Raw genomic sequence first — 20,931 nt, 5'->3', positions numbered from 1 at the left:
AAAACAAGGGTCTCAAATGAATAATAAATTCAAGTATCAAACCTTGGCAGCATGTATCGCTATGGTTTGTGGTGCAAATGCTTACGGACAAGAAGATAATACGAAAAATACTAAAGCAGCGGAGCCAGTGGAACGCATGGTTGTTACTGCAACAGGTTTTGAGCAGAAACTTACCGCGGCACCAGCAAGTATTTCAATTATTACTGCAGAAGATATTCAATCTCGTCCATTTACAACATTACTTGATGCAGTTAAGTACCAAGAAGGTGTTGATATTGGTACAAGCCGTGACAAAAGTGGTCAAGGCTCAATTAGTATGCGTGGTTTAACTAGTGAGTACACCTTAATATTGGTTGATGGCAAACGTCAAAATAACCATGGTGATATTTATCCTAATAACTTTGGCGGTAATGCGTTTGGACATATTCCTCCATTAGATTCTATTGAACGTGTTGAAGTGATTCGTGGTCCAGCATCAACCCTTTACGGTGCCGATGCTTTAGGTGGCGCAATTAATATCATTACTAAAAAATCACAAGGAAAATGGTCAGGCTCGCTAAGTTTTGGGCGTAGCATGCAAAGTGACGATCAATTTGGTGATGATATTACAACTGATTTTTCAGTAATGGGTCCATTAATTAAAGACCTATTGGACTTAAGCTTACGCGGTAGTATTTATGAACGTTTAGCTTCTTCACCAGAATTTGAACCGGCAACTGATTCAAATGGTGACGTACATTACCGTTCATTAGGTTTTGGTAGTGGTGGTAAAACCGTTGATAATACGAATCAACAATATGGATTTTCACTCTCGTTGACACCAGGTGAAAATCATCGAGTGCGTTTTGATTATGACAACTCTCACCAAGAATATGACAACACCCCAACTTACGATATTGACAGTGGCGAAATTAGCTACCCATTAGGTACTAAAGATAATATCGAATCAATTTGGGCAGAGAGAAATGGCCAAGTAAACCCACGTGCGGGCTATGCAGCTGAACAAGAATTTGATCGCCAGTGGTGGTCATTAACATATAATGGTGATTTTGACTTTGGTCGTGCATTTGTTTCTTTAGCGTATGTAGATACTCAGAATAATGGCCGTACTATGCCGTTAAGTGTATCTGAACGTGAATTGTTAGGCGAAATGTTTTATGCCACTGGTGATTACGCTGGTATGGCCGAAGAGGATCGAAAAGCATTAGCCGCAGAAACATTTTTACCAAGAAATCAACGCCCTTTAGAAAGTAGTCAATATACCTTAGATGCACGTTTAGATATTCCTGTAGAAAACCTGGCAGGCTACCACACTTTTGTTATTGGTACTCAAGTTACACAAGGCGAGCTACTTGATGGTGTATTTGGTCTGGAAGATGACCAAGTTAATGGTGTACAAGAACAAGATATGTATGCATTATTTATTGAAGATAACTGGACTATTATTGAGCCGTTAACCATCACAGCAGGTATTCGTTACGATAATCATGATGTATTTGGTAGTAATGTGTCACCACGTTTATATTCTGTTTATACATTATCAGATAATTGGACAATTAAAGGTGGTGTGAGTACTGGTTTTAAAACACCACAAACAACCGATCTTTATGACGGTATAACTGGCTTCGGTGGTCAAGGAACATCGCCATTTGCCGGAAATCCAGAGTTAACACCTGAAACGAGTGTAAATAGTGAAATAGCGTTATATTGGAGTGATAGCGATAAAGGCCATAATTTCAATATTACTTATTTCAATACTAAATTTGAAGATAAAATTGCCCAAGGTGACACAATCCAAAGTTGTGAAGCAACTAACGATGTTCGTCCTTGTGTAAATTTAGGTGCTTATGATTCATTAGGTTACACTACTTACAGTCAAAAAATTAATATCGACAAAGTGGATATCCAAGGTGTTGAAGTTGCGGGTCGAGTTTCAATTACTGATGACTGGAATGTTAGTGCCAACTACACATGGACAGATAGTGAACAAAAAAGTGGTTCAAATGCTGGTCAGCCTTTAACGAATACTGCTGAACATATGGCTAATATTAGTACCGACTGGTCAATTACTGAAAAACTGAACACGTACCTTCAAATTGAAATACGTTCAGATCGTTACAGAGATTGGAATAGTATTTTAGATAAACCACTTTATTATAAAAACTATAGCGCAATAAATCTTGGCGCTCGTTATAAAATATCGGATAACTTAACCGTTAATTTACGTGTAAATAATCTACTTGATGAAGATTTTACGTCGTATACGACAAGTTATGTTGATTTAGATAACGACGGCTTATATTCGTATGACGATGATGAAGTTATCTTTACAGATGATTATAACATTAAGGATAAAGCACGTAGTTTTTGGGTTAGCGTTAACGCATCTTTCTAAATACATACGTATAATGCCAAGCTAATATGATTTTAAGGTTAGTTAAAATAGTGAAGTACAGCATATGAAAATAGCATTAGGTAACGCACGTCAGTGGCATTGGATAAGTGCAGCTATTTGTAGTATTGGTATGCTGTTTTTTTCATGGACGGGAATCACGTTGAATCACGCAGGGGATATTCCTGCGAATTCAGATATTACCACCATAGAGACTGAGCTACCAGAGTCTATATTACAAGCTTGGCGCTCTCTTGATAAACACCAAAATATATTACCAAATGATGTTCGTAAGTATTTAGCTGATATGCATAATTTAACGATTAAAGGCGGCTTACAAGGTGAACTTAGTGATGGAGAGTTCTATTTAGCTATGCCAAATCCAGGGGTAGATGCCTGGCTTTCAGTTGATATTGAAAGTGGTGAATTAATTTATGAACGTACTGATCGAGGCTGGATTTCTTTCTTTAATGATTTACATAAAGGACGTTATACCAATGAAGCTTGGCGTTGGTTTATTGATATATTCGCCGTTATCTCTATTGTTTTTTGTTTAAGTGGCTTGTGGTTGCTTTATAAACAATCAGGTTTTCGTTTGTCTACTTGGCCCATGGTGTCGTTAGGCGTACTTTTACCACTCATTATTATTTTAATGAGTTTACACTAATCATCGTATTTAAAAGGAAAATCAATGAATCGTAATATTTTATTTAGCATAGCGCTTTTGTTAACGCTTGCTGTAAGTACTGTTTTTAGCGGTGTTTCAAATGCAGCAAGTAATCAATTGCTAATAGAAGTTGAAATACCACGTATGAATGTTGCTGAATACCACAGACCTTATGTTGCTATATGGTTAGAAGATAGCAACCGTAAAGCGACTCAGATCGCCTTATGGTATGACCTAGACATGAAAGATAATGAAGGCGCAAAGTGGTTAAAAGATATTCGTCAGTGGTGGAGACGTATTGGCAGAAAAGCAGAACAACCATTTGATGGTTTAACCTCTGCAACTAAAGGTGCGGGTAAACACACTATTTCGGTTGATTTGAATGCGAAAGAGCTAAAAGCGTTAGCGGCTGGTGATTATCAATTACGTATTGAAGCCTCTAGGGAAGTTGGCGGTAAAGAAGTGGTAAATATTCCACTAACTTGGCCAATAAAGGCCAGTGATTATCCATTGAAAGCCTCTGGTAATTCAGAGTTAGGCGATGTTCTTATTCAAGTAAATTAACGTCAGTTTATATAATCCACAGTAATACACCGTAATTATTAAAGGAAGAAAACAATGAAAATATATACACCATTAAAAGCGCTATTGTCGATTGGTATGATAGTAGGGTTAAGTTTTAGCGCCAATGCTCACCGAGCGTGGATCGTACCAAGCACAACTAATTTATCAGGTGACGCACCTTGGGTAACATTTGACGCGGCAGTTTCAAATTCTTTATTTGTACCTGAGCATGTACCGCTACGTATGAAAGGGTTAATGGTTCAAGATCCTACAGGTAAATTAATTGAGGCTGTTAATGCACATACAGGAAAATACCGCTCAACGTTTGATTTGAACTTAGTAACCGAAGGTACTTATAAAATTGGTTATGCTTCGGGCGGATTACGTGCTTCATGGAAAGATAAAGAAGGTAAACGTAAAAGATGGCCAGCTCGTGGTAAAGAGGCTAATGCAGCTGATTTTGCCACGGAAGTACCTAAAAGTGCTGATTCATTAAAAGTATCTGATAGCTACCGTCGTTTGGAAACATTTGTTACTTCAGGTGAGCCAACGGATAAAGTATTCGAACCGACTAATTCAGGCCTAGAGCTAATACCTGTTACTCACCCAAATGACTTATTTGTGGGCGAAGCGGCTAAGTTTAAGTTCTTATTTCATGGTGAACCAGCAGCTGGCGTTAAACTCGCTATTGTTAAGGGTGATACCCGTTACCGTAATGACCAGAATCAAATAGATGTTGTTACTGATGCTAAAGGTTATGTCAGCATTACATGGCCAGAAGCAGGAATGTATTTACTTGAAGCTGAATATGAAGACGATAAAGCAAAAGCTCCTGCGACTATGCGTACGGGTAGCTACGGTGCAACATTTGCTGTGTTACCTTTGTAATTAAGTCTTTGTTGATTTAACGTTTTTTTAAATTATAACCAAAGCGCGATCGAAGTTTATCTATGCAGAGTTTGTATTTAATTGTTGTTTTAAGTGTTACATGGCTAGCATTGTGTTTTGCCATGTGGCGTTTACATCGTGCACGGCTTTATCGCAAGCTAGAGCCCGACGCATCAATATTAATTACTTATGCAAGTCAAACAGGTAATGCGCAAGCAATTGCAAAGCGATGTGCAACGGCGTTAAATTTATCTGAAAATTCAAGTGTTATTGCCCTAAATGCATTAACACTTGAACATTTATGTAATATTGAAAAAATACTGTTTGTGGTCAGTACTTATGGGGATGGTGAAGCACCTGATAACGGCAGTTTATTTACTAAACTAGCCAAGGCTTTAGCAAATAATCCATTAAACCATTTAGAGTATTCTGTTATCGCTTTAGGTGATAGGGCATACCCTGAATTCTGTGCTTTTGGTTATCAAATAAATCAAACCATGTTAAGTGCAGGCGCCCAATCATTGGGTGATGTTATCACTGTTGATAATTATAACGAACAAACCACAAAACTTGCTGATATCACACCTAGCTGGATAAAAATAGATCATGAGTTAACCTTAAATCCAGCAATAAAGTCACTGCAATATTGGCAATTAACCCAACGTATATTACTTAACCCAGATTGTAATGATGAAAAGTTATTTCAATTAAGCTTTAAAAGTATTGGCCCGTTTCCTACGTGGCAAGCAGGTGATCTGATTGATATACAACCACATCAATCAGCAGATATTGTAGAGCGTTGGCTACTTAAAAATAAGTTTAATGGTAATACCTGGTTAACACATCAAGGGCATCAGCAACCTCTGAGATCTTGGCTGCTTACCAGGGAATTACCAAAAAATTGTTCATATACACTTGATCAATTACTTATTAAATTACCTTATTTACACAAGCGGAGTTATTCCATAGCTTCTGTCTCACAAGAAGGTGAATTGCAGCTTATTGTGCGTCTTGTAGAAAAAGATGAGCCAGCAAATACATTTGGCTTAGCCTCTGGATTTTTAAGTCATGATTGTGAAATTGGTCATATTATTGAAGGCCAAATTAGAGATGTTAGTTCACATCATAATATTGACCAAAGCCAGCCAATTATACTAATTGGTGCTGGTAGTGGTTTAGCTGGATTAAAAGCACAATTAGCAGCGCGTACTTTTTCTAAACATAAGAAAACAGGTGACAGTTGGTTGATTTTTGGGGAGCGAAACAGTAATCCTGTATTACCGATTAATCAGCAATTATTCACCTTACAAGAATCACAATTAACTAAACTTGATTGTGCTTACTCTCAGGTGAGCTCAGAGGATGCTCATCAGAGGGGGTTAACCCATAGAAAATACCCTAAGTATGTACAAGATATATTATTACATGAGCAGCATACTTTAAAAGAATGGGTTGAAGAGGGTGCTGTGATTTATGTTTGCGGATGTTTATCAGGAATGGGAGAAGGGGTTCACCAAGCATTGATTGAAATTCTCGGTCAATCAATGCTTGAAACACTGCAATTGCAACAGCGCTATATCAGAGACGTTTATTAATTATTATCATTCTGCCAATCGTTAACCTTAACCCACACTTCATTTGCTGCTTTATGTTGTCCTTCTTCCATCAATGCTTTAGCAAATGCTTGCAAGTCTTGTTTGTCGTATTGTTTTACTTGATGATTAGCTTCAAGTTTTAGTAAGCTCCTAAATGCTTTTTCTGCCATTGACCATTGTTCACACATTACTGCGAGATGGCCTAAACAACTTAACCACTGTGCATTATGCTTATCACTATGTAGATGCTTCTGCGCGATAGCAAGAAGTGATTCGCTTTGCTTTATAGGTAGAGTACGTAAATATTTTAAAAAGCGGATACTGGGCTTTTTATTGAGTATTGGTGTTACTATATTAATTAACGGGTCAGTAATGTTTTGCTCAGCTAAAACCTGACAATAGGAAAATAACACCGCTTCACGTTGTTTGGTTTTCCGATCAAGCGCTTGCCAATATGTTTGTAAACTTGTCTGGTTTTGCTTGGTAATAATATCGTTAAAGGCACCGTAATATGCTTGTTCTTCCCAAGCTTGAAGTACATCATTGGCGATACTTTTCTGCTTACGGGCTGATGTTAACCAATTTACGGCGGCTTCAAAACGTTTCTCAATTAAGCATAAATCAATTTCTAAGGCGAGTAGTCGTACATCGTGGCCAATTTGTTTATGGTTTTCATCAATTAAAGCGCGTGCTTTCGCATAAGCTTCGCTACGATCTTGGTTCATGAGTAGTTTGATTTTTACAATAACACTGGCAAGATCTGAATCACTATTTTTAGCCGATACCGTTTCGAGCAGAGCTAAATAATGATTAGTATTAGCATCTAATTGTTGTTTTGCCGAGGCGGCCGCGGCAAGTAAATAAGCACTTTGTTGGCGTTTGGCAGGCTCTGCACTTTTGGCAAACAGCTGTTCCGCATTTTGATAATCTTCCAGCATGTAGGCGGTTAAACCTTTATTGAAGTTAGCAATACCACGTTTACGGCCAGCGAAAGCAACGGTACGCCATGCTTTAAAACTGATGTTAAATCCACCGCGTAGCATTTTGAAAATAACAAAAGCGCTAATAGCGAACAGCATAAACAAGATAGAAGCTGAAAGTACGGTTAACTCAATGATGGTTTCACCCATAGCAATTAGAATGTAACCTTTTTCATCAATTAAAAGAGGGCTTAAGGCCAACATTGCAAAGAAAAGTACAATGATGATGATAAAACGGATCATATGCTGCCCTCGCTTTGTGGTTCTTGCTGTTGCTTAGCAGGTGTTGGTGCTTTTGCCGGCGCGGTTTCTATTTCTGCTTGAGGCTCAGTTTCCGTATCGTCTTGTTGTGCTTTTGCAGGCATTGATGGTTTATTTTGCTGACTTCTTAGTGTGGCTCTAATCGCTGTTAATGAGCCTAATTCACTTGGATAATCATAAGACACTTGTTTGTTTTTTAAATTTTTCAACGAAGCTAAAAAATGTTGGTTAATAGTATTTTCCATATCGAAAAACTCATTAAGCCATTGTTGAATATCAACTAATGCTTGTTGATAAACATCACCTTTACGTTCACTGGCTGCCCATAATGCGAATTGAATTTTTAAACTTAAATTTTGCTGTAGGTTTTCTTGTTGGTTAGGTGATATTAATGCTTCTACAGTGCCTGTTCTTTGACGAACTCTGATAAAGTCATTTAAAAATTTTTGCCACGTTTTGGCTAAATTAGTTTGCCAGTCATTGATATTATCCGACAGGTCAATATCTGTTGCTTTTTCTTCTTTACCTAAATCTACGATAGCTAATGGCAGCTGAGATACTTCTTTGTTCATTGCCATTAAGGTTAATATTACTTCATCGGTGTCTAGAGTCGGCATTAACTCTAAAGCATTAATATCTTGACGAATTACTTCACGTACAGGTAAAAAAGCCGGATCATTTAACTCGGTTAAACGAGCGTCAGCATCTTTTAATAAACCAATAGCGGCTCGAGTATCATGTTCTAACCATAAGGTACGTGAAGAAATACGAATTAAATACTCGGCTTCATGTAATAACCAATCACTAGGTTGACGTTCTTTAATGCCTGCTTCAAGTTGTTGTATTTTTGTACTGAGCTCTGCGATTGTGGCTTGATTGGCGCTATTAATGTTTGCCGCAACCTGCTGTAATTGCTTGGTGAAGCTTCGCTCTTGACTGGTTAATGCTTGCTGCGTTTTATTCTGATAACGTGTTAACGCGGCACTATTTTCTTGAACGACTTTATTGGTAAGTGTTTGAGTTAATTCTTCTGTTTGTAATTGTTGCCAATAATAATGCGCTGCTGGCGCTGTAATGGCGATAAGCAGAGCAAATATTGCTAATTTAGATACTTTAGATGCATTGTTATTTGGTGGTGATTTCTTTGTATCACTTTTGTTTACTTTGTTTTGCTTCGTAGTATCTTTGTCTAAACTGACTTTAGTGGTGGTTTCGTTTACTTTATCTGAAGTTAACGGCGTTTTTGATTCAGTCATTATTTATCCCACTTGCTAAAATAAGCCTAATATAGGCCTAATCTAATCCATTACTTAATAATTACAGCGTTATTTAGCATTTTCGACTTGCTTTAACGTGTTGATGATTGCGTCTTTATTCGCACCATTGCTTATTATAACGTGAGTTAAACCAAATTGCCTTGCTGTGTTAGCAATACGTTGGCTAGCGACAACCCACACACATTGACTACGCCAATATGCTGCTAACTGTTGTGCTTCAAGATGCTCTTGTTGAACAATAGTTAACTGAATAAGTTTTTCTAATATAGCGTTACTGGTAACGACAATACAATTTATTTGCTGTTTAAACCACTGTTTACTTATGTCTTCGGTAAATGTTCGCCATACACATTGATAGCTTTCTAAATAGGTGACTATTGCACCTTGTTTAGTTAATTGCTCTGCCAAATGCTCTCTACCGCTGGCGCCTCGTACTATGGTTATAGGTTCGTGATGAAATTTCTTACTTAACACTGGCAGCGTCAATAAACCTTCGCTGTTTTCTTGTTCTGGGCACAGAATATTGTTGATGCCAAGCTGCTGTAAAGCTTCTTTTGTTGCTCGACCAACCGCAATAATTTTTTTATATTTCCATTGATTTACTGAAATCATTTTTGTCGCAAATTCAACAGCAGAAACACTAACAAAAATAATAATATTATTATTTGTTAATAAGCGTTTACTTGTTTGATGATCAGCTAAGGGCTGATAATCAAACAAGGGTTGGTTTACGCAGGCAATATTAATATTAGCAAGCGACTTAGCAAGTGCTTGCGCTTTCTGTGTTGGCCGCGTTATTAAAACGTTCAGCGTATTATTTTTATTGGGTATAGCGTTATTAAACATGGCTTTTATTGAGCAGTGTTTTATGAGTTACAGGTTTAAGTACAGGTTAGTTATTGCTATTTGTTGCATAAACTTCTTTTAGGATTCTATCTGCACCACGGCTTAATAACTCTTGCGCTAAGGTATTTCCTAGTGTTTCGCCTTGTGCTACAGGCCCTGTAATCTCACTTTCAATTATTTCACTGCCATCTATAGCGCCAACTAAACCACGTAAGTAGACTTCTTTACCGTCTTCAGAAATTACGCTGTAACTAGCAATGGGTACCTGACAACCACCCTCTAATGCTTTATTCATTGCACGTTCGGTTAATACTCGTGTACGAGTAGTAGAACATTCAAGCGGTGCTAATAACGTTTTAATGGTGTCGTCATTAATGCGACATTCAATACCTACAGCACCTTGACCATTGGCGGGTAACATTTCTTCAGGTTCTATATATTGAGCAATGCGGTCACTCATTTTTAAACGAATTAATCCAGCAGCCGCTAAAATAATTGCGTCGTACTGTCCTTCATCAAGCTTTTTAAGGCGTGTATTAACATTACCGCGTAAATCGTGAATTTCTAAATCAGGACGTTTGGCTTTTAGTTGACATTGACGGCGTAAACTTGATGTGCCAACAACTGCACCTTGTGGTAATTCACTTAGCGTAGAAAAGGTATTAGAAACAAAAGCATCTCGTGGATCTTCTCGTGGGCAAATTACTTCTAACCCTAAGCCTTCTGGGAAGTCGACTGGAACGTCTTTCATTGAATGTACAGCAATGTCTGCTCTGTTTTCTAGTATAGCAACTTCTAATTCTTTAACGAAAAGCCCTTTGCCGCCAACTTTTGCCAATGGAGTATCTAGCAGAATATCGCCCTTAGTTGTCATAGGGACAAGTTCAACATTAATGTCTTGATGAAAATGTTCTAATTGTGCTTTTACATATTCGGCTTGCCATAAAGCTAGGGCGCTATTTCGTGTTGCTATTCTTACTGTTGTCATTTTTTCTTGTTCCCAAGGGCTAAATTATTCTGAGGAAAGGGTTACTTCAGTTTCGGCTTGTATACTGACCGCGTTTGACAAAAATTGCCAAAACTCATCACCACCACGTTTATCTACCCATATTTCTTCGCTGTCAGAATAGGTGAAATGATGGCCATTAAATTTTGTGGCGATCCAGATCTCATGCAAAGGAGCCTGTTTATTAATAATGATTTTGGTACTATTTTTAAAGGTCAGTGTTAACAAACCACCAACACCTTCATAGTCTATATCAACGCCACTTTCTTCAATGGCTTCTTCAACAGCAAGTAACAAATCTTCTGCGATTAAATTATATTGGCTATCGTTCATTAGCTTTCTTTTGTTGTTTGGTGAATCAGCATATGAGTATAATAGCAATACGATAAAATAAATACCCATTAAGTTAAGTCGAAAAGCTTGATTTAAACGACTTTCATGGCAAATACTGGTACTCATGCATCTAATTAAACATTTTTCTTTTTTCTTTCTCGGTTTTTTACTAAGCATAACCCTAGCTGCGTGTGGTTCAAAAGGTGCTTTATATCAAGTTGAAGCAGCCGATGTAGAAGTAAAATCAGTTGTAGAAGAATCACCTACGCCGGTAACTGAAAAACTAGAGAAACAGCCATAATGTTAGTGAATTTTTCTAAAATGCATGGTCTAGGCAACGACTTTTTGGTGTTAGACAATGTTACGCAAAATGCTTATTTGTCTAATGAGCAAATAGCAAAATTAGCGGACAGAAATTTTGGTGTAGGTTTTGACCAATTATTGATAGTTGAACCACCTTATGATCCCGATTTAGACTTTCATTATCGAATTTTTAATGCGGATGGTAGTGAGGTGAACCAATGTGGAAATGGCGCCCGTTGTTTTGCGCGATTTGTCCGTATGAAAGGCTTATGTAATAAAAATAAAATTCGAGTTTCAACGGCGTCGGGTAAACTCACATTGTTTGTAGAGCGTGATGGCAATATCTCTGTGACTATGCCAGTACCACAATTTGAACCTGCCAAAATTCCATTTACGGCACAAAAAGCTGAGGGCACCTACATTCTACGTAGTGCATCTGAAACAGTACTTTGCGGGGCGGTTTCGTTAGGCAATCCTCATTGTGTTGTTACGGTAGATGATGTGCTTTCAGCTCCGGTGGAGCGTTTAGGTAAAGAGTTGTCATTACATGAACGTTTTCCTGAGCAAGCTAATGTTGGCTTTATGGAAGTAGTTGCGGCTAATCAAATCAAATTGCGTGTCTATGAGCGAGGCGCAGCAGAAACACTGGCTTGTGGTAGCGGCGCTTGTGCAGCTGTTGTGATCGGGCAAATGCAAAATAAATTAAGTAAACAAGTGACTGTTGAATTACCGGGTGGCAAATTAAGAATTTACTGGAAGGGGCCAGGACATCCCGTAAAAATGTCTGGACCAGCAGTACACGTGTTTGACGGGCAACTGTCGATATAATCATCTATCTTTTACGTTTTTTCACTTTCGTTATTGAAGGATCGCAGGTTCATTTATACGCTGTGTACTTTCAATGAAGAGAATAAAACGTGAGTAAGCTGAATAATGAATAATATGAATAAGATATTAATATGAAAAATGAACCAACAATGACCAATGTCGATGACCTGCCGCTTACTGATGAGTTAGTTAGTGCTTACCTGCAAGATAATCCTGATTTTTTCAATCGTAATAATGATTTGATGACCGGGTTAAGACTAAATGATTCACATAGAGGTACTGTTTCATTAGTGGAAAGGCAACAGCAGCAGTTAAGACAGAAAGTACATAATTTAGAAGACGAAATTACTCAGTTACTATCAGTAGCAAATCATAATGAAGGTTTATTTATGCTTTATAGTGACTTGTATCTGCGCTTGATTGACTGCCAATCTGCGAGTGAATTGCTAGACTGTTTAGCACAAACAACAACGGAATTGTTATCTTTATCAGCCTTTAAATTATATTTACTTGATGCGACAACAATTAAACATGAAACCTTGTCTAAAAATGATTGTACAGGTGTAATGCAAAATCGTTTAAGTAATAGCGATTATTATTTTGGTCGTTTACAGCAAAGTGAGCAAGCGTTAATTTTCTCGCAAAACTGTGCGGGTTCAGTTGTGTTAGTCAAGCTGGCTTATGAAGAAAAAGAGTTAGGATTCTTAGCTATTAGTAGTAATGATGCCCATCATTTTGATCCACGTATGGATACTTTATTATTAAGTCAATTCAAGCGATTAGTCGCTAAGTTATTAACACAGCATTTAGCAATTTAAGAGATTTACGCGCAGATCTTATATTAGATATACTGCCTATGGAAAAGCATGAAGTTTTATCGACGTTTAACTAACATAAAAGCGATCAGTTTTGATTTAGACGATACTCTCTACAGTAATAAGCCAGTGATGGTGGCGATTGAAAAGAAAATGATTGCCTATTTTGCTAATTTAGCTGTCCTTAGTAAAGCAGTAGTAAGTCAGCATCTAGTGTTAGATCACCGGTTTTGGAACACATTTCGTCAGCAAGCGGTGTTAGCGCAGCCTAATTTAGTCCATGACGTAGTTCGAATTAGGTTGGTGACTTATCGCCTTGGTTTTATGGCACTTGGTTTAACTGAAAACGCTGCTGAGCAAGAGGCACAAACGGCGTTAGATTACTTTGTGGCGTTGCGTAGCGATTTTATTGTACCGGAAGCAAGTAAGGCACTCTTGGCGAGTTTAAGTGAACAATATCCTCTTGTTGCTATTAGTAATGGTAATGTCGATACCAAGGCATTAGGTATAGCTGACTATTTTCAACATATTTATCATGCGGGCTGGCAAGCTGACGGCACTTTATTAAGACAAAAACCGATGAGTGATATGTTTGAGCTAGCTTGTCATAAACTCGCTATTAAATCATCTCAGTTGCTGCATGTAGGTGATTGTGGTCGTGCTGATATTCAAGGAGCACTTCAGGCCGGTTGTCAAGCAGCTTGGTTATCTTGTTATGATGTTGGTAAGCCTATTACCGTATTACCCCATATTGAATTGAGTAAAATTACTCAACTTAACCAAATATAGACGTTGCTAGTCACGTAAATATTTAACTGACTGTATATAAGTCCAGTGCTATACTGTTGTTATTTTTATTATTACTCTTCAAAAGTGAAAGGTTTCCTCGATGGATGTTTCAGAATTACTCGACTCTTTAAACGATAAACAGCGTGAAGTAGTTGCAGCGCCAAAACAAAATATGTTGGTGTTAGCGGGAGCTGGTTCGGGTAAAACACGGGTATTAGTACAGCGTATAGCTTGGTTGATGCAAGTTGAGCAAGCAGCCCCACATTCTATTTTAGCAGTAACTTTCACCAATAAAGCTGCAGCAGAAATGCGTGCTAGGGTAGAAGAGGTCACTGGTGGTAATACCCACGGTATGTGGATAGGCACTTTTCATGGTTTAGCCCATCGATTATTGCGTATGCATTTTCAAGAAGCAAAGTTACCACAAAGCTTTCAAGTATTAGATAGTGACGACCAACTGCGATTGATTAAACGTATTATTCGCTCTTTAGAATTGGATGAAAAAAAATGGCCAGCTAAACAATTTGTTTGGTATATCAATGGAAAAAAAGACGAAGGGTTAAGACCACAACATATTGATGCACAATTTGACCCTAGTGAAGAGCTTTTTGTTAAAGTATATAAAGCTTATCAAGAGACTTGTGATCGTGCGGGCCTTGTTGATTTTGCTGAATTATTACTACGCGCCCATGAACTTTGGCTTAATAATCCAGAACTATTATCTCACTATCAACAACGTTTTAGCCATGTATTAGTTGATGAATTTCAAGATACCAATGCTATTCAATATGCATGGTTAACTATGTTAGGTCGTGCGACATCTAAAGTAATGATTGTTGGTGATGATGATCAATCTATCTATGGCTGGCGCGGTGCACGTATTGAAAATATTGAGCGCTTTACGAATGAGTTTGATGATGTTCAAACCATTCGTTTGGAGCAAAACTATCGTTCTACGGCGAATATTCTTAATGCGGCGAATCAGTTAATTAGTAACAATAATAATCGCCTAGGCAAAGAGTTATGGACTGATGATAAAGCTGGAGAAAAGATCTCTGTTTATACCGCTTTTAATGAAATAGATGAAGCACGCTTTATTGTTGGCTGTATCAAAAAATGGCATGATGATGGCGGTAAGCTTGACGAGGTTGCCATTTTATACCGTTCTAATGCGCAATCACGTTTGATGGAAGAAGCGTTATTACAAAGACAGTTACCGTATCGTATTTATGGCGGACAACGCTTTTTCGAACGTCAAGAAATCAAAGATGCTTTAGCTTATCTGCGATTAATTAATAATAGAGATGATGATGCGGCCTTTGAACGTATTATTAACACCCCTACTCGAGGGATTGGTAATCAAACAGTGGCGTTAATTCGTGATGCGGCAAGAAGCCAAGCAGTGACCTTGTGGCAAGCGTGTCAACAAATGCTGCAAGCTGAGCAGCTGAAAGGTCGTAGTGCTAAAACTATCACTCATTTTATTCAGTTAATCAATCAACTTGAAGATGATTCGACCGATTTAGACTTAGATCAGCAGGCTAATTTTGTTGTTCAGCACTCAGGGTTGAAAGCAATGTACCAAGCTGAAAAAGGCGAGCGTGCAGAACAACGTATTGAAAACTTGAATGAATTAGTTACGGCTTGCCAAACATTTAATAGTGATCCAGAATTAACTGAAGAGCTAACGCCATTAACCGCCTTCTTAACGCATGCAGCGTTAGAGTCTGGTGAATCTCAGGCTGATGAATTTGAAGCCGCTGTACAATTAATGACAATGCATTCTGCGAAAGGATTAGAATTTCCGTTGGTATTTATCGCCGGTCTTGAAGAAGGCATGTTTCCATCACAGCAATCAGTGGAAGAAATTGGGCGCTTAGAAGAAGAGCGACGTTTATGCTATGTTGGCATGACAAGGGCCATGAGTAAGCTATACTTATGTCATGCAGAAAGTCGTCGGATTTACGGACAAGAAAAATTTCATAAAGCCAGTCGTTTTTTACGTGAACTACCTGAAGATTGTATTGACGAAATTCGTTTACAAAACCAAGTGGTTAAACCCAAAGCCGTTGGTAAATTTTCTAATACTTTTACCTTAGAAACATTTGCGAATACTGGGTTTAAATTAGGGCAACAAGTTAAACATGCGAAGTTTGGTGAAGGTGTTGTGCTAAATTATGAAGGAAGTGGAGCGCAATCTCGAATTCAGGTTAACTTTACTGATGTTGGGAGTAAGTGGCTAGTCGTTGAGTATGCTAATTTACAAGCAGTTTAGTAGGGTGTATCAAGAGCTAAAAATAACTAGGAAGGGCGTTAGAATGTCACAAAGATTATTGGTAGTAGAAGACAGTAAACCTATTGCAACCGTTATTAAACAAATAGCGCAATCGTTAAACTATGAAGTTGTTATGGCTACGACGTTAGCCCAAGTTGAAGAGATTCTATCGGGTGATACCGATTTTTTTGCAGCGACAATTGACTTTTCTTTACCTGATGCGCTAGACGGTGAAGCTATCGCCTATGTGCTATCTCACAAGATTCCTAGCGTTGTCATGACTGGTAAAATGGATGATGCTACAAGACAAAAAATCTTAGCTCAACCTGTTATTGATTATATTACTAAAGAAAATAGCCAAGCATTTTTATACTTAAAGCGCATACTGCATTGGCAACAGACTAATAGTGATAATGAAATTCTAGTGGTGGATGATTCCTCCTCTGCCCGCACTCACATTGTAGAGTTATTAAAACGTCGTAATTTTACCGTGTACACTGCAAATAATGGCGTAGAAGCCTTAGAAAAGTTAGCCGAGCATAAACATATTAAATTGGTGGTGACCGATTTAGAAATGCCAGTTATGAATGGTATTACCTTAACCAATGAAATACGCAAAAAGTATACGAGAGAGCAACTAGCAATTGTTGGTATTTCAGGAGCAGAAAACGGGAGTCATTCAGCACGATTTATTAAAAATGGTGCCGATGACTTTTTACGAAAGCCTTTTTGTCCAGAAGAGTTTTATTGTCGGATAACTCAAAATATTGAGAGTTTGAACAATATTGCAAAAATTCAACATACAGCAAATACAGACTATTTAACTGAATTATCGAACCGCAGAACATTCATTAAAAATTCAGAGCAGCGTATCGTTGAATACGCTAAGCGAAACGTTCCTTATTGCTTAGCGGTATTTGACATCGATCACTTCAAAAAAGTTAACGACACTTACGGCCATGACACGGGTGATCAAGTGTTAAAAGTATTAGCTTTATATATGCGTAAATATTTTGGTGGCGGTTTAACTACCCGTTTAGGTGGAGGTACGTTTGGTATTTTATTGCATGGTTTAGACTCTGATCAACTGTACAATAAGTTAGATGACTTTCGTCGTGAAGTAGCAGTATCTAGTATACCTGCAGGCGATGCTGAAATATCGATTAGTGTTAGTTTTGGTGTCGTTTTTGATAGCCAAGATAGTTTTTCAAAACAAATGAGTGATGCAGATAATGCACTTTATTTGGCTAAGGATCGCGGGCGAAATCAAATTGTTGTTTCAGGTAGTGAAGATTACGATTAATTGTTGTTGTCTGAGTGTCTTTACAATTAACTATTTAAACAACATATTATTTGTTAGTAAATATACCTAATAATGAAAATATTTGTTTATAATCAATTATGTCATTTTAAATAAAAGAATCAATTTAATGAAAAAAACAATCGGTTTAACTTTACTTGTTTCTGCTGTAATAAGTGGTTGTGTTACTAATAATATTGCAACAACTAATACGGCGGCGGATGTCACTGCTAGTTATAATAGTATTAATAAAGAGCAATTAATTGAGCACATTAAAGTGCTTTCTTCTGATGAGTTTGAGGGCAGAGCTCCTTCTACTAAAGGTGAAGCGTTAACGCTTGATTATTTAACAAAGCAATTGACGGCCATTGGCTTTCAACCGGGTAATGGCGATAGCTTCTTACAAGAAGTGCCTATGGTATCTATTGAAGCTTCACCAGATATGACTTTATCAATCAATGGTAAAGATTATCAGTATGGTGAAGAAATGGTAATGGGTACTAGCCGTATTAGTGACTTTGAGCAGCTTAAAAATTCAGAATTAGTTTTTGTTGGTTATGGTGTTAATGCTCCTGAATATAACTGGAATGATTACAAAGGTTTAGATGTAAAAGGTAAAACAGTTGTTATTTTAGTGAATGACCCTGGGTTTGCGACTCAAGACCCTGATTTATTTAATGGCAATGCCATGACTTATTATGGTCGTTGGACTTATAAATACGAGGAAGCTAGCCGTCAAGGTGCTGAAGGAGCAATTATTATTCATGAAACTGCACCGGCATCATATGGTTGGTCAGTAGTGGAGCATTCATGGAGTGGGCCACAATTTGGTTTTGTGCGTGAAGACCTAAATAAAGGACGTGTAGCCGTTGAAGGTTGGATTAACAGTGAAGTTGCTACCGAGTTATTTGAACGTGCCGGTTTAAATTTTGAGCAAGCTAAAATAGAAGCTGCAAAGGGTAGTTACCATGTTGATATGGGCGATCTATCGGCATCAGTTAGCGTAAAGAATACAGTGAAACAGTCGGTTTCATATAACTTTATCGCGACTTTACCGGGGAGTAGTACCCCAGATGAACACATTATTTATACAGCACACTGGGATCATTTAGGTAAAGATGAAAGTTTAGTCGGTGACCAAGTTTATAATGGTGCCGTTGATAATGCCTCAGGAACAGGGGCGCTTATTGAAGTAGCTGAAGCTTTTGCTAAACTTCCTGTTGCACCCGAACGTTCAATTACTATTATGGCTGTAACAGCAGAAGAACAAGGCTTATTAGGTTCTAAATACTATGCGGCAAATCCAGTTATTCCAGCAGCTAAAACAGTAGCTAATATTAATATGGACGCTTTGGGTGTTGATGGACGAAGTAGTGATGTGTCTGTTTATGGTTTAGGGCAATCAGAATTAGACAACTTCCTTACGGTTGCAGCCAAGAAACAAGGGCGCACCATTGCAGGCGATCCACGCCCAGCCGCGGGGATTTACTATCGTTCAGACCACTTTGCTTTTGCTAATATAGGTATTCCTGCTCTTTATGCAAAAACAGGTAAAACACCAGTAGATGAAGCAACTAAAGCCTTGCGTGCTGAACTGAGCGAGAGCTTAAGTAAGTGCTATCATAATTTATGTGATGAATATAGCGACGCTTGGGATCTGTCTGGCGCGGTAGAAGACATGCAAGCATTCTTTGAAGTTGGTTATGAATTATCGAAAGAAAATGTTTGGCCTCAGTGGAGCAAAACATCAGAGTTTAAACGTTAAGCTCAACAGCTCAACAGAGCAAGTGTACTGATAAATTAAATGAACCTAGGTGGTTCATTTAATTTTAATAACATAATATATCGCTATAGCAGTGATATTGTTGAATCACTGCTAATATCATTTTTTGGTGAGGGGATAACTATTCAGCATACGTTATTAACTGATAGCGAACTAATCTATTATCCTCGAATACTTTGCTTCACCAGCCTAATTACCACTGAAATTCTGTAGTTTAGTTGAATAAGTAAGCTATTTATACTGTAGTAATGACTTAGGTAAGTCCCAGCTAGCGATAATGACCTCACCTTGCCAATCTTCAATGGTTAACCAAGCTTTATCCTCAGCGGTTAATTTTTTAGGGCTAATAGCATGTACTTCTTGTCCATGTATACTACCGTGTAATATTCCTTCGTCACCCATTTCAAGCTTTGCTAACGAAAGAGGCTCCTTTCCTAAGGTAAAATAAGCTTGGCGAATATTATTGATATCTCCTTTAGTAAATATCAGAAAGAAATCTTTAGTATAGGTGTCATGATGCAAATAGGGAGCATCAAGGTTGTAAGGCATTGGAGTAACCGAAAAGCTGCCTACGTCTTTAGGTTGCCAAGTTGGTGGAAATTCAGGTGTTAATGATTGATAAAGAAAAATAAAAGGCAAAATTAAGACTAAGCCATTCAATTTATATTTATAGCGATTCCAAATAGTATTGTTAACTCTTGCCATTATTGTATTTCCTGAGCTGTTATTTTCTTATGGTGTATGGTTACTTGCTCCGTTTTACTGGCTTTAATGGTACGGCTTCCCCACATTAAAAATCCTGTAATTGACATGCCTGTTAATATCATGCCAAAAATAAACCAGATTATTTTTGTCCATATTCCACCAATAGTACCGTAATGAAGAGGATCAGCAATATGAGATAAGGTTTGTAATAACGTCATTTTATCGGGTGCTCTTTCACTTTCAATGGCACCTGTCCATGGATTGATCACAAGCCCATAAGAATATTGATCATAGAAAATAAAGTCTCCGCTACCATAAACTTTAAAAGTATCTCGATTATGCTCGGGTAACATTACATAAGTAGTATGAAAATCAGGAAATTGTTGCTTGGCTATTTCTACCGCATTATCTAAAGTGTAATTTGGACGAGGAATACCGTTAATGGCAAGCTTAGCAGCAGACTCTACTGTATTTAACGGTAACTGTGACACCTGTGCAATAGGAGCATGTGGTTCAATATCATAATCGGCATGCCATAAAATAGCTTGTACCAAATACCATAAGCCGGTGAGGCTCATTAGCATTAAAAACCATATTGACCAAACTCCAGCTAAACGATGTAAATCAGCGAGTAGTGTTTTTTTTCCTTGAGTAAATCGAAGTTTAGGCTGAGTGAATGCACGCCAAAAGTTTTTATAAATAATTAGCCCTGTTACTAATGCACCTAACATAACTATCGCCATAGCACAGACCAAATAATATCCAACACTATAGCTGCCATGCCATGGAAAGAGTAACCAGCCATGTAATGAACGCATAAAGTCTGTAAAGATTAAGCCTTCATTGATTGATTGAATGTCGCCAGTATATTGATTTACATAGGCAATAGCATAAGGTTTATCTTTATCGGTAAAAATTACAGCATTTACTAAATAGGGTTCAAAAGTCATCACCGTTGTAATTTTCGCGCTGGGGTAGGCTTTTTGTACTATTGAAATAAGCTCAGCAGTAGGTTTCTCGACAAGATTTTCAGGGTTAGTAGCACGAGCATTATTATTTGTAAGCCATGTTATTTCATGACTAAGCACAGAAATAGTACCAGTAAGGCATACAAAGCAGAAGATGATCCAAACGGGTAATGAAAACCAGCCGTGAAGCTGAAACCAAAAACGATTACTTATTTTAGCCATAAAATATTAAGCTTATAAAGGACAATAAACGCGCATAATAAAGCTTAAAACTATCATTATCAATTTAAATTGACTGATAATGATTTTTATTTGCAAAAGTAATTATTCTATAAAAATTATAAAATTTATGCCAG

Annotated in this window: 19 protein-coding genes; 12 read left to right on the top strand and 7 right to left on the bottom strand. The window is 37.7% G+C overall.

Features of this window, described 5'->3' with window-relative positions:
• Nucleotides 1-16 precede the first annotated feature (16 nt).
• From Q4503_RS08565 to Q4503_RS08545, 5 genes are all read left to right on the top strand, one after another.
• Entirely contained in the window at nt 17-2,395 is a 2,379-nt protein-coding gene (locus Q4503_RS08565; RefSeq protein ID WP_303602004.1) for a TonB-dependent receptor, read from the top strand.
• A gap of 64 nt (nt 2,396-2,459) precedes the next feature.
• The gene (locus Q4503_RS08560) at nt 2,460-3,059 is read left to right on the top strand and encodes a PepSY-associated TM helix domain-containing protein (protein ID WP_303602003.1); all 600 of its coding nucleotides are present in this window, start codon (nt 2,460-2,462) and stop codon (nt 3,057-3,059) included.
• A gap of 24 nt (nt 3,060-3,083) precedes the next feature.
• Nucleotides 3,084-3,623 (top strand): DUF2271 domain-containing protein, encoded by a 540-nt coding sequence (locus Q4503_RS08555; RefSeq protein WP_303602002.1) that lies wholly within the window; start codon nt 3,084-3,086, stop codon nt 3,621-3,623.
• Nucleotides 3,624-3,677: 54 nt separating this feature from the next.
• Entirely contained in the window at nt 3,678-4,511 is an 834-nt protein-coding gene (locus tag Q4503_RS08550) for a DUF4198 domain-containing protein (RefSeq protein ID WP_303602001.1), read from the top strand.
• 62 nt (nt 4,512-4,573) lie between these two features.
• A complete protein-coding gene (locus Q4503_RS08545) occupies nt 4,574-6,106 on the top strand; it encodes a flavodoxin domain-containing protein (RefSeq protein ID WP_215973048.1) in 1,533 nt (510 codons plus the stop codon).
• Here the strand turns inward: Q4503_RS08545 and Q4503_RS08540 are convergent.
• The 5 genes from Q4503_RS08540 to cyaY form a co-directional block, all read right to left on the bottom strand.
• Complete coding sequence (locus Q4503_RS08540; RefSeq protein ID WP_215973047.1) at nt 6,103-7,329, bottom strand: heme biosynthesis HemY N-terminal domain-containing protein; 1,227 nt, start codon at nt 7,327-7,329, stop codon at nt 6,103-6,105. The two genes, Q4503_RS08545 and Q4503_RS08540, sit on opposite strands and share 4 nt — an antisense overlap.
• Nucleotides 7,326-8,603: a uroporphyrinogen-III C-methyltransferase gene (locus tag Q4503_RS08535; RefSeq protein ID WP_303602000.1), complete on the bottom strand. Its 1,278-nt coding sequence runs from the start codon at nt 8,601-8,603 to the stop codon at nt 7,326-7,328. The genes Q4503_RS08540 and Q4503_RS08535 overlap by 4 nt, the downstream gene beginning before the upstream one ends.
• 69 nt (nt 8,604-8,672) lie before the next feature.
• Nucleotides 8,673-9,470, bottom strand: a complete 798-nt coding sequence (locus Q4503_RS08530) for a uroporphyrinogen-III synthase (RefSeq protein ID WP_215973045.1) — start codon at nt 9,468-9,470, stop codon at nt 8,673-8,675.
• A 46-nt stretch (nt 9,471-9,516) separates the two neighbouring features.
• On the bottom strand, nt 9,517-10,458 hold the full coding sequence (hemC, locus tag Q4503_RS08525) for a hydroxymethylbilane synthase (RefSeq protein WP_215973044.1): 942 nt from the start codon (nt 10,456-10,458) through the stop codon (nt 9,517-9,519).
• 24 nt (nt 10,459-10,482) lie between these two features.
• On the bottom strand, nt 10,483-10,809 hold the full coding sequence (cyaY, locus tag Q4503_RS08520; RefSeq protein WP_215973043.1) for an iron donor protein CyaY: 327 nt from the start codon (nt 10,807-10,809) through the stop codon (nt 10,483-10,485).
• A gap of 124 nt (nt 10,810-10,933) precedes the next feature.
• On the opposite strand from cyaY, the gene Q4503_RS08515 reads away from it, so the two are divergent.
• The 7 genes from Q4503_RS08515 (at nt 10,934) to Q4503_RS08485 (ending at nt 18,884) form a co-directional block, all read left to right on the top strand.
• Nucleotides 10,934-11,110 carry a lipoprotein gene (locus Q4503_RS08515; protein ID WP_303601999.1) on the top strand — a complete coding sequence of 59 codons (177 nt, stop codon included), beginning with the start codon at nt 10,934-10,936 and terminating at the stop codon, nt 11,108-11,110.
• Nucleotides 11,110-11,940, top strand: coding sequence for a diaminopimelate epimerase (gene dapF / locus Q4503_RS08510; RefSeq protein ID WP_215973041.1), 831 nt, complete (start codon nt 11,110-11,112; stop codon nt 11,938-11,940). The genes Q4503_RS08515 and dapF overlap by 1 nt, the downstream gene beginning before the upstream one ends.
• A gap of 131 nt (nt 11,941-12,071) precedes the next feature.
• Nucleotides 12,072-12,758, top strand: a complete 687-nt coding sequence (locus Q4503_RS08505) for a DUF484 family protein (RefSeq protein ID WP_215973040.1) — start codon at nt 12,072-12,074, stop codon at nt 12,756-12,758.
• Nucleotides 12,759-12,806: 48 nt separating this feature from the next.
• On the top strand, nt 12,807-13,544 hold the full coding sequence (locus tag Q4503_RS08500; protein ID WP_303601998.1) for an HAD-IA family hydrolase: 738 nt from the start codon (nt 12,807-12,809) through the stop codon (nt 13,542-13,544).
• Nucleotides 13,545-13,644: 100 nt separating this feature from the next.
• The gene (gene uvrD, locus Q4503_RS08495) at nt 13,645-15,819 is read left to right on the top strand and encodes a DNA helicase II (protein ID WP_303601997.1); all 2,175 of its coding nucleotides are present in this window, start codon (nt 13,645-13,647) and stop codon (nt 15,817-15,819) included.
• A 43-nt stretch (nt 15,820-15,862) separates the two neighbouring features.
• Nucleotides 15,863-17,122 carry a response regulator gene (locus Q4503_RS08490; RefSeq protein ID WP_215973037.1) on the top strand — a complete coding sequence of 420 codons (1,260 nt, stop codon included), beginning with the start codon at nt 15,863-15,865 and terminating at the stop codon, nt 17,120-17,122.
• A 127-nt stretch (nt 17,123-17,249) separates the two neighbouring features.
• On the top strand, nt 17,250-18,884 hold the full coding sequence (locus tag Q4503_RS08485; protein ID WP_215973036.1) for a M28 family metallopeptidase: 1,635 nt from the start codon (nt 17,250-17,252) through the stop codon (nt 18,882-18,884).
• Between the two features lie 249 nt (nt 18,885-19,133).
• Here Q4503_RS08485 and Q4503_RS08480 read toward each other — a convergent pair whose 3' ends face one another.
• Nucleotides 19,134-19,607: a hypothetical protein gene (locus tag Q4503_RS08480; protein WP_303601996.1), complete on the bottom strand. Its 474-nt coding sequence runs from the start codon at nt 19,605-19,607 to the stop codon at nt 19,134-19,136.
• Nucleotides 19,607-20,797: a PepSY domain-containing protein gene (locus tag Q4503_RS08475; RefSeq protein ID WP_303601995.1), complete on the bottom strand. Its 1,191-nt coding sequence runs from the start codon at nt 20,795-20,797 to the stop codon at nt 19,607-19,609. The genes Q4503_RS08480 and Q4503_RS08475 overlap by 1 nt, the downstream gene beginning before the upstream one ends.
• Nucleotides 20,798-20,931: the final 134 nt, after the last annotated feature.

The sequence above is a fragment of the Colwellia sp. 6_MG-2023 genome, from assembly GCF_030547765.1.
In the GTDB taxonomy this organism is placed as follows: domain Bacteria; phylum Pseudomonadota; class Gammaproteobacteria; order Enterobacterales; family Alteromonadaceae; genus Colwellia.
Note: the sequence above shows the minus strand (reverse complement) of the source record. Positions and strands in the feature narration are given on the sequence as shown.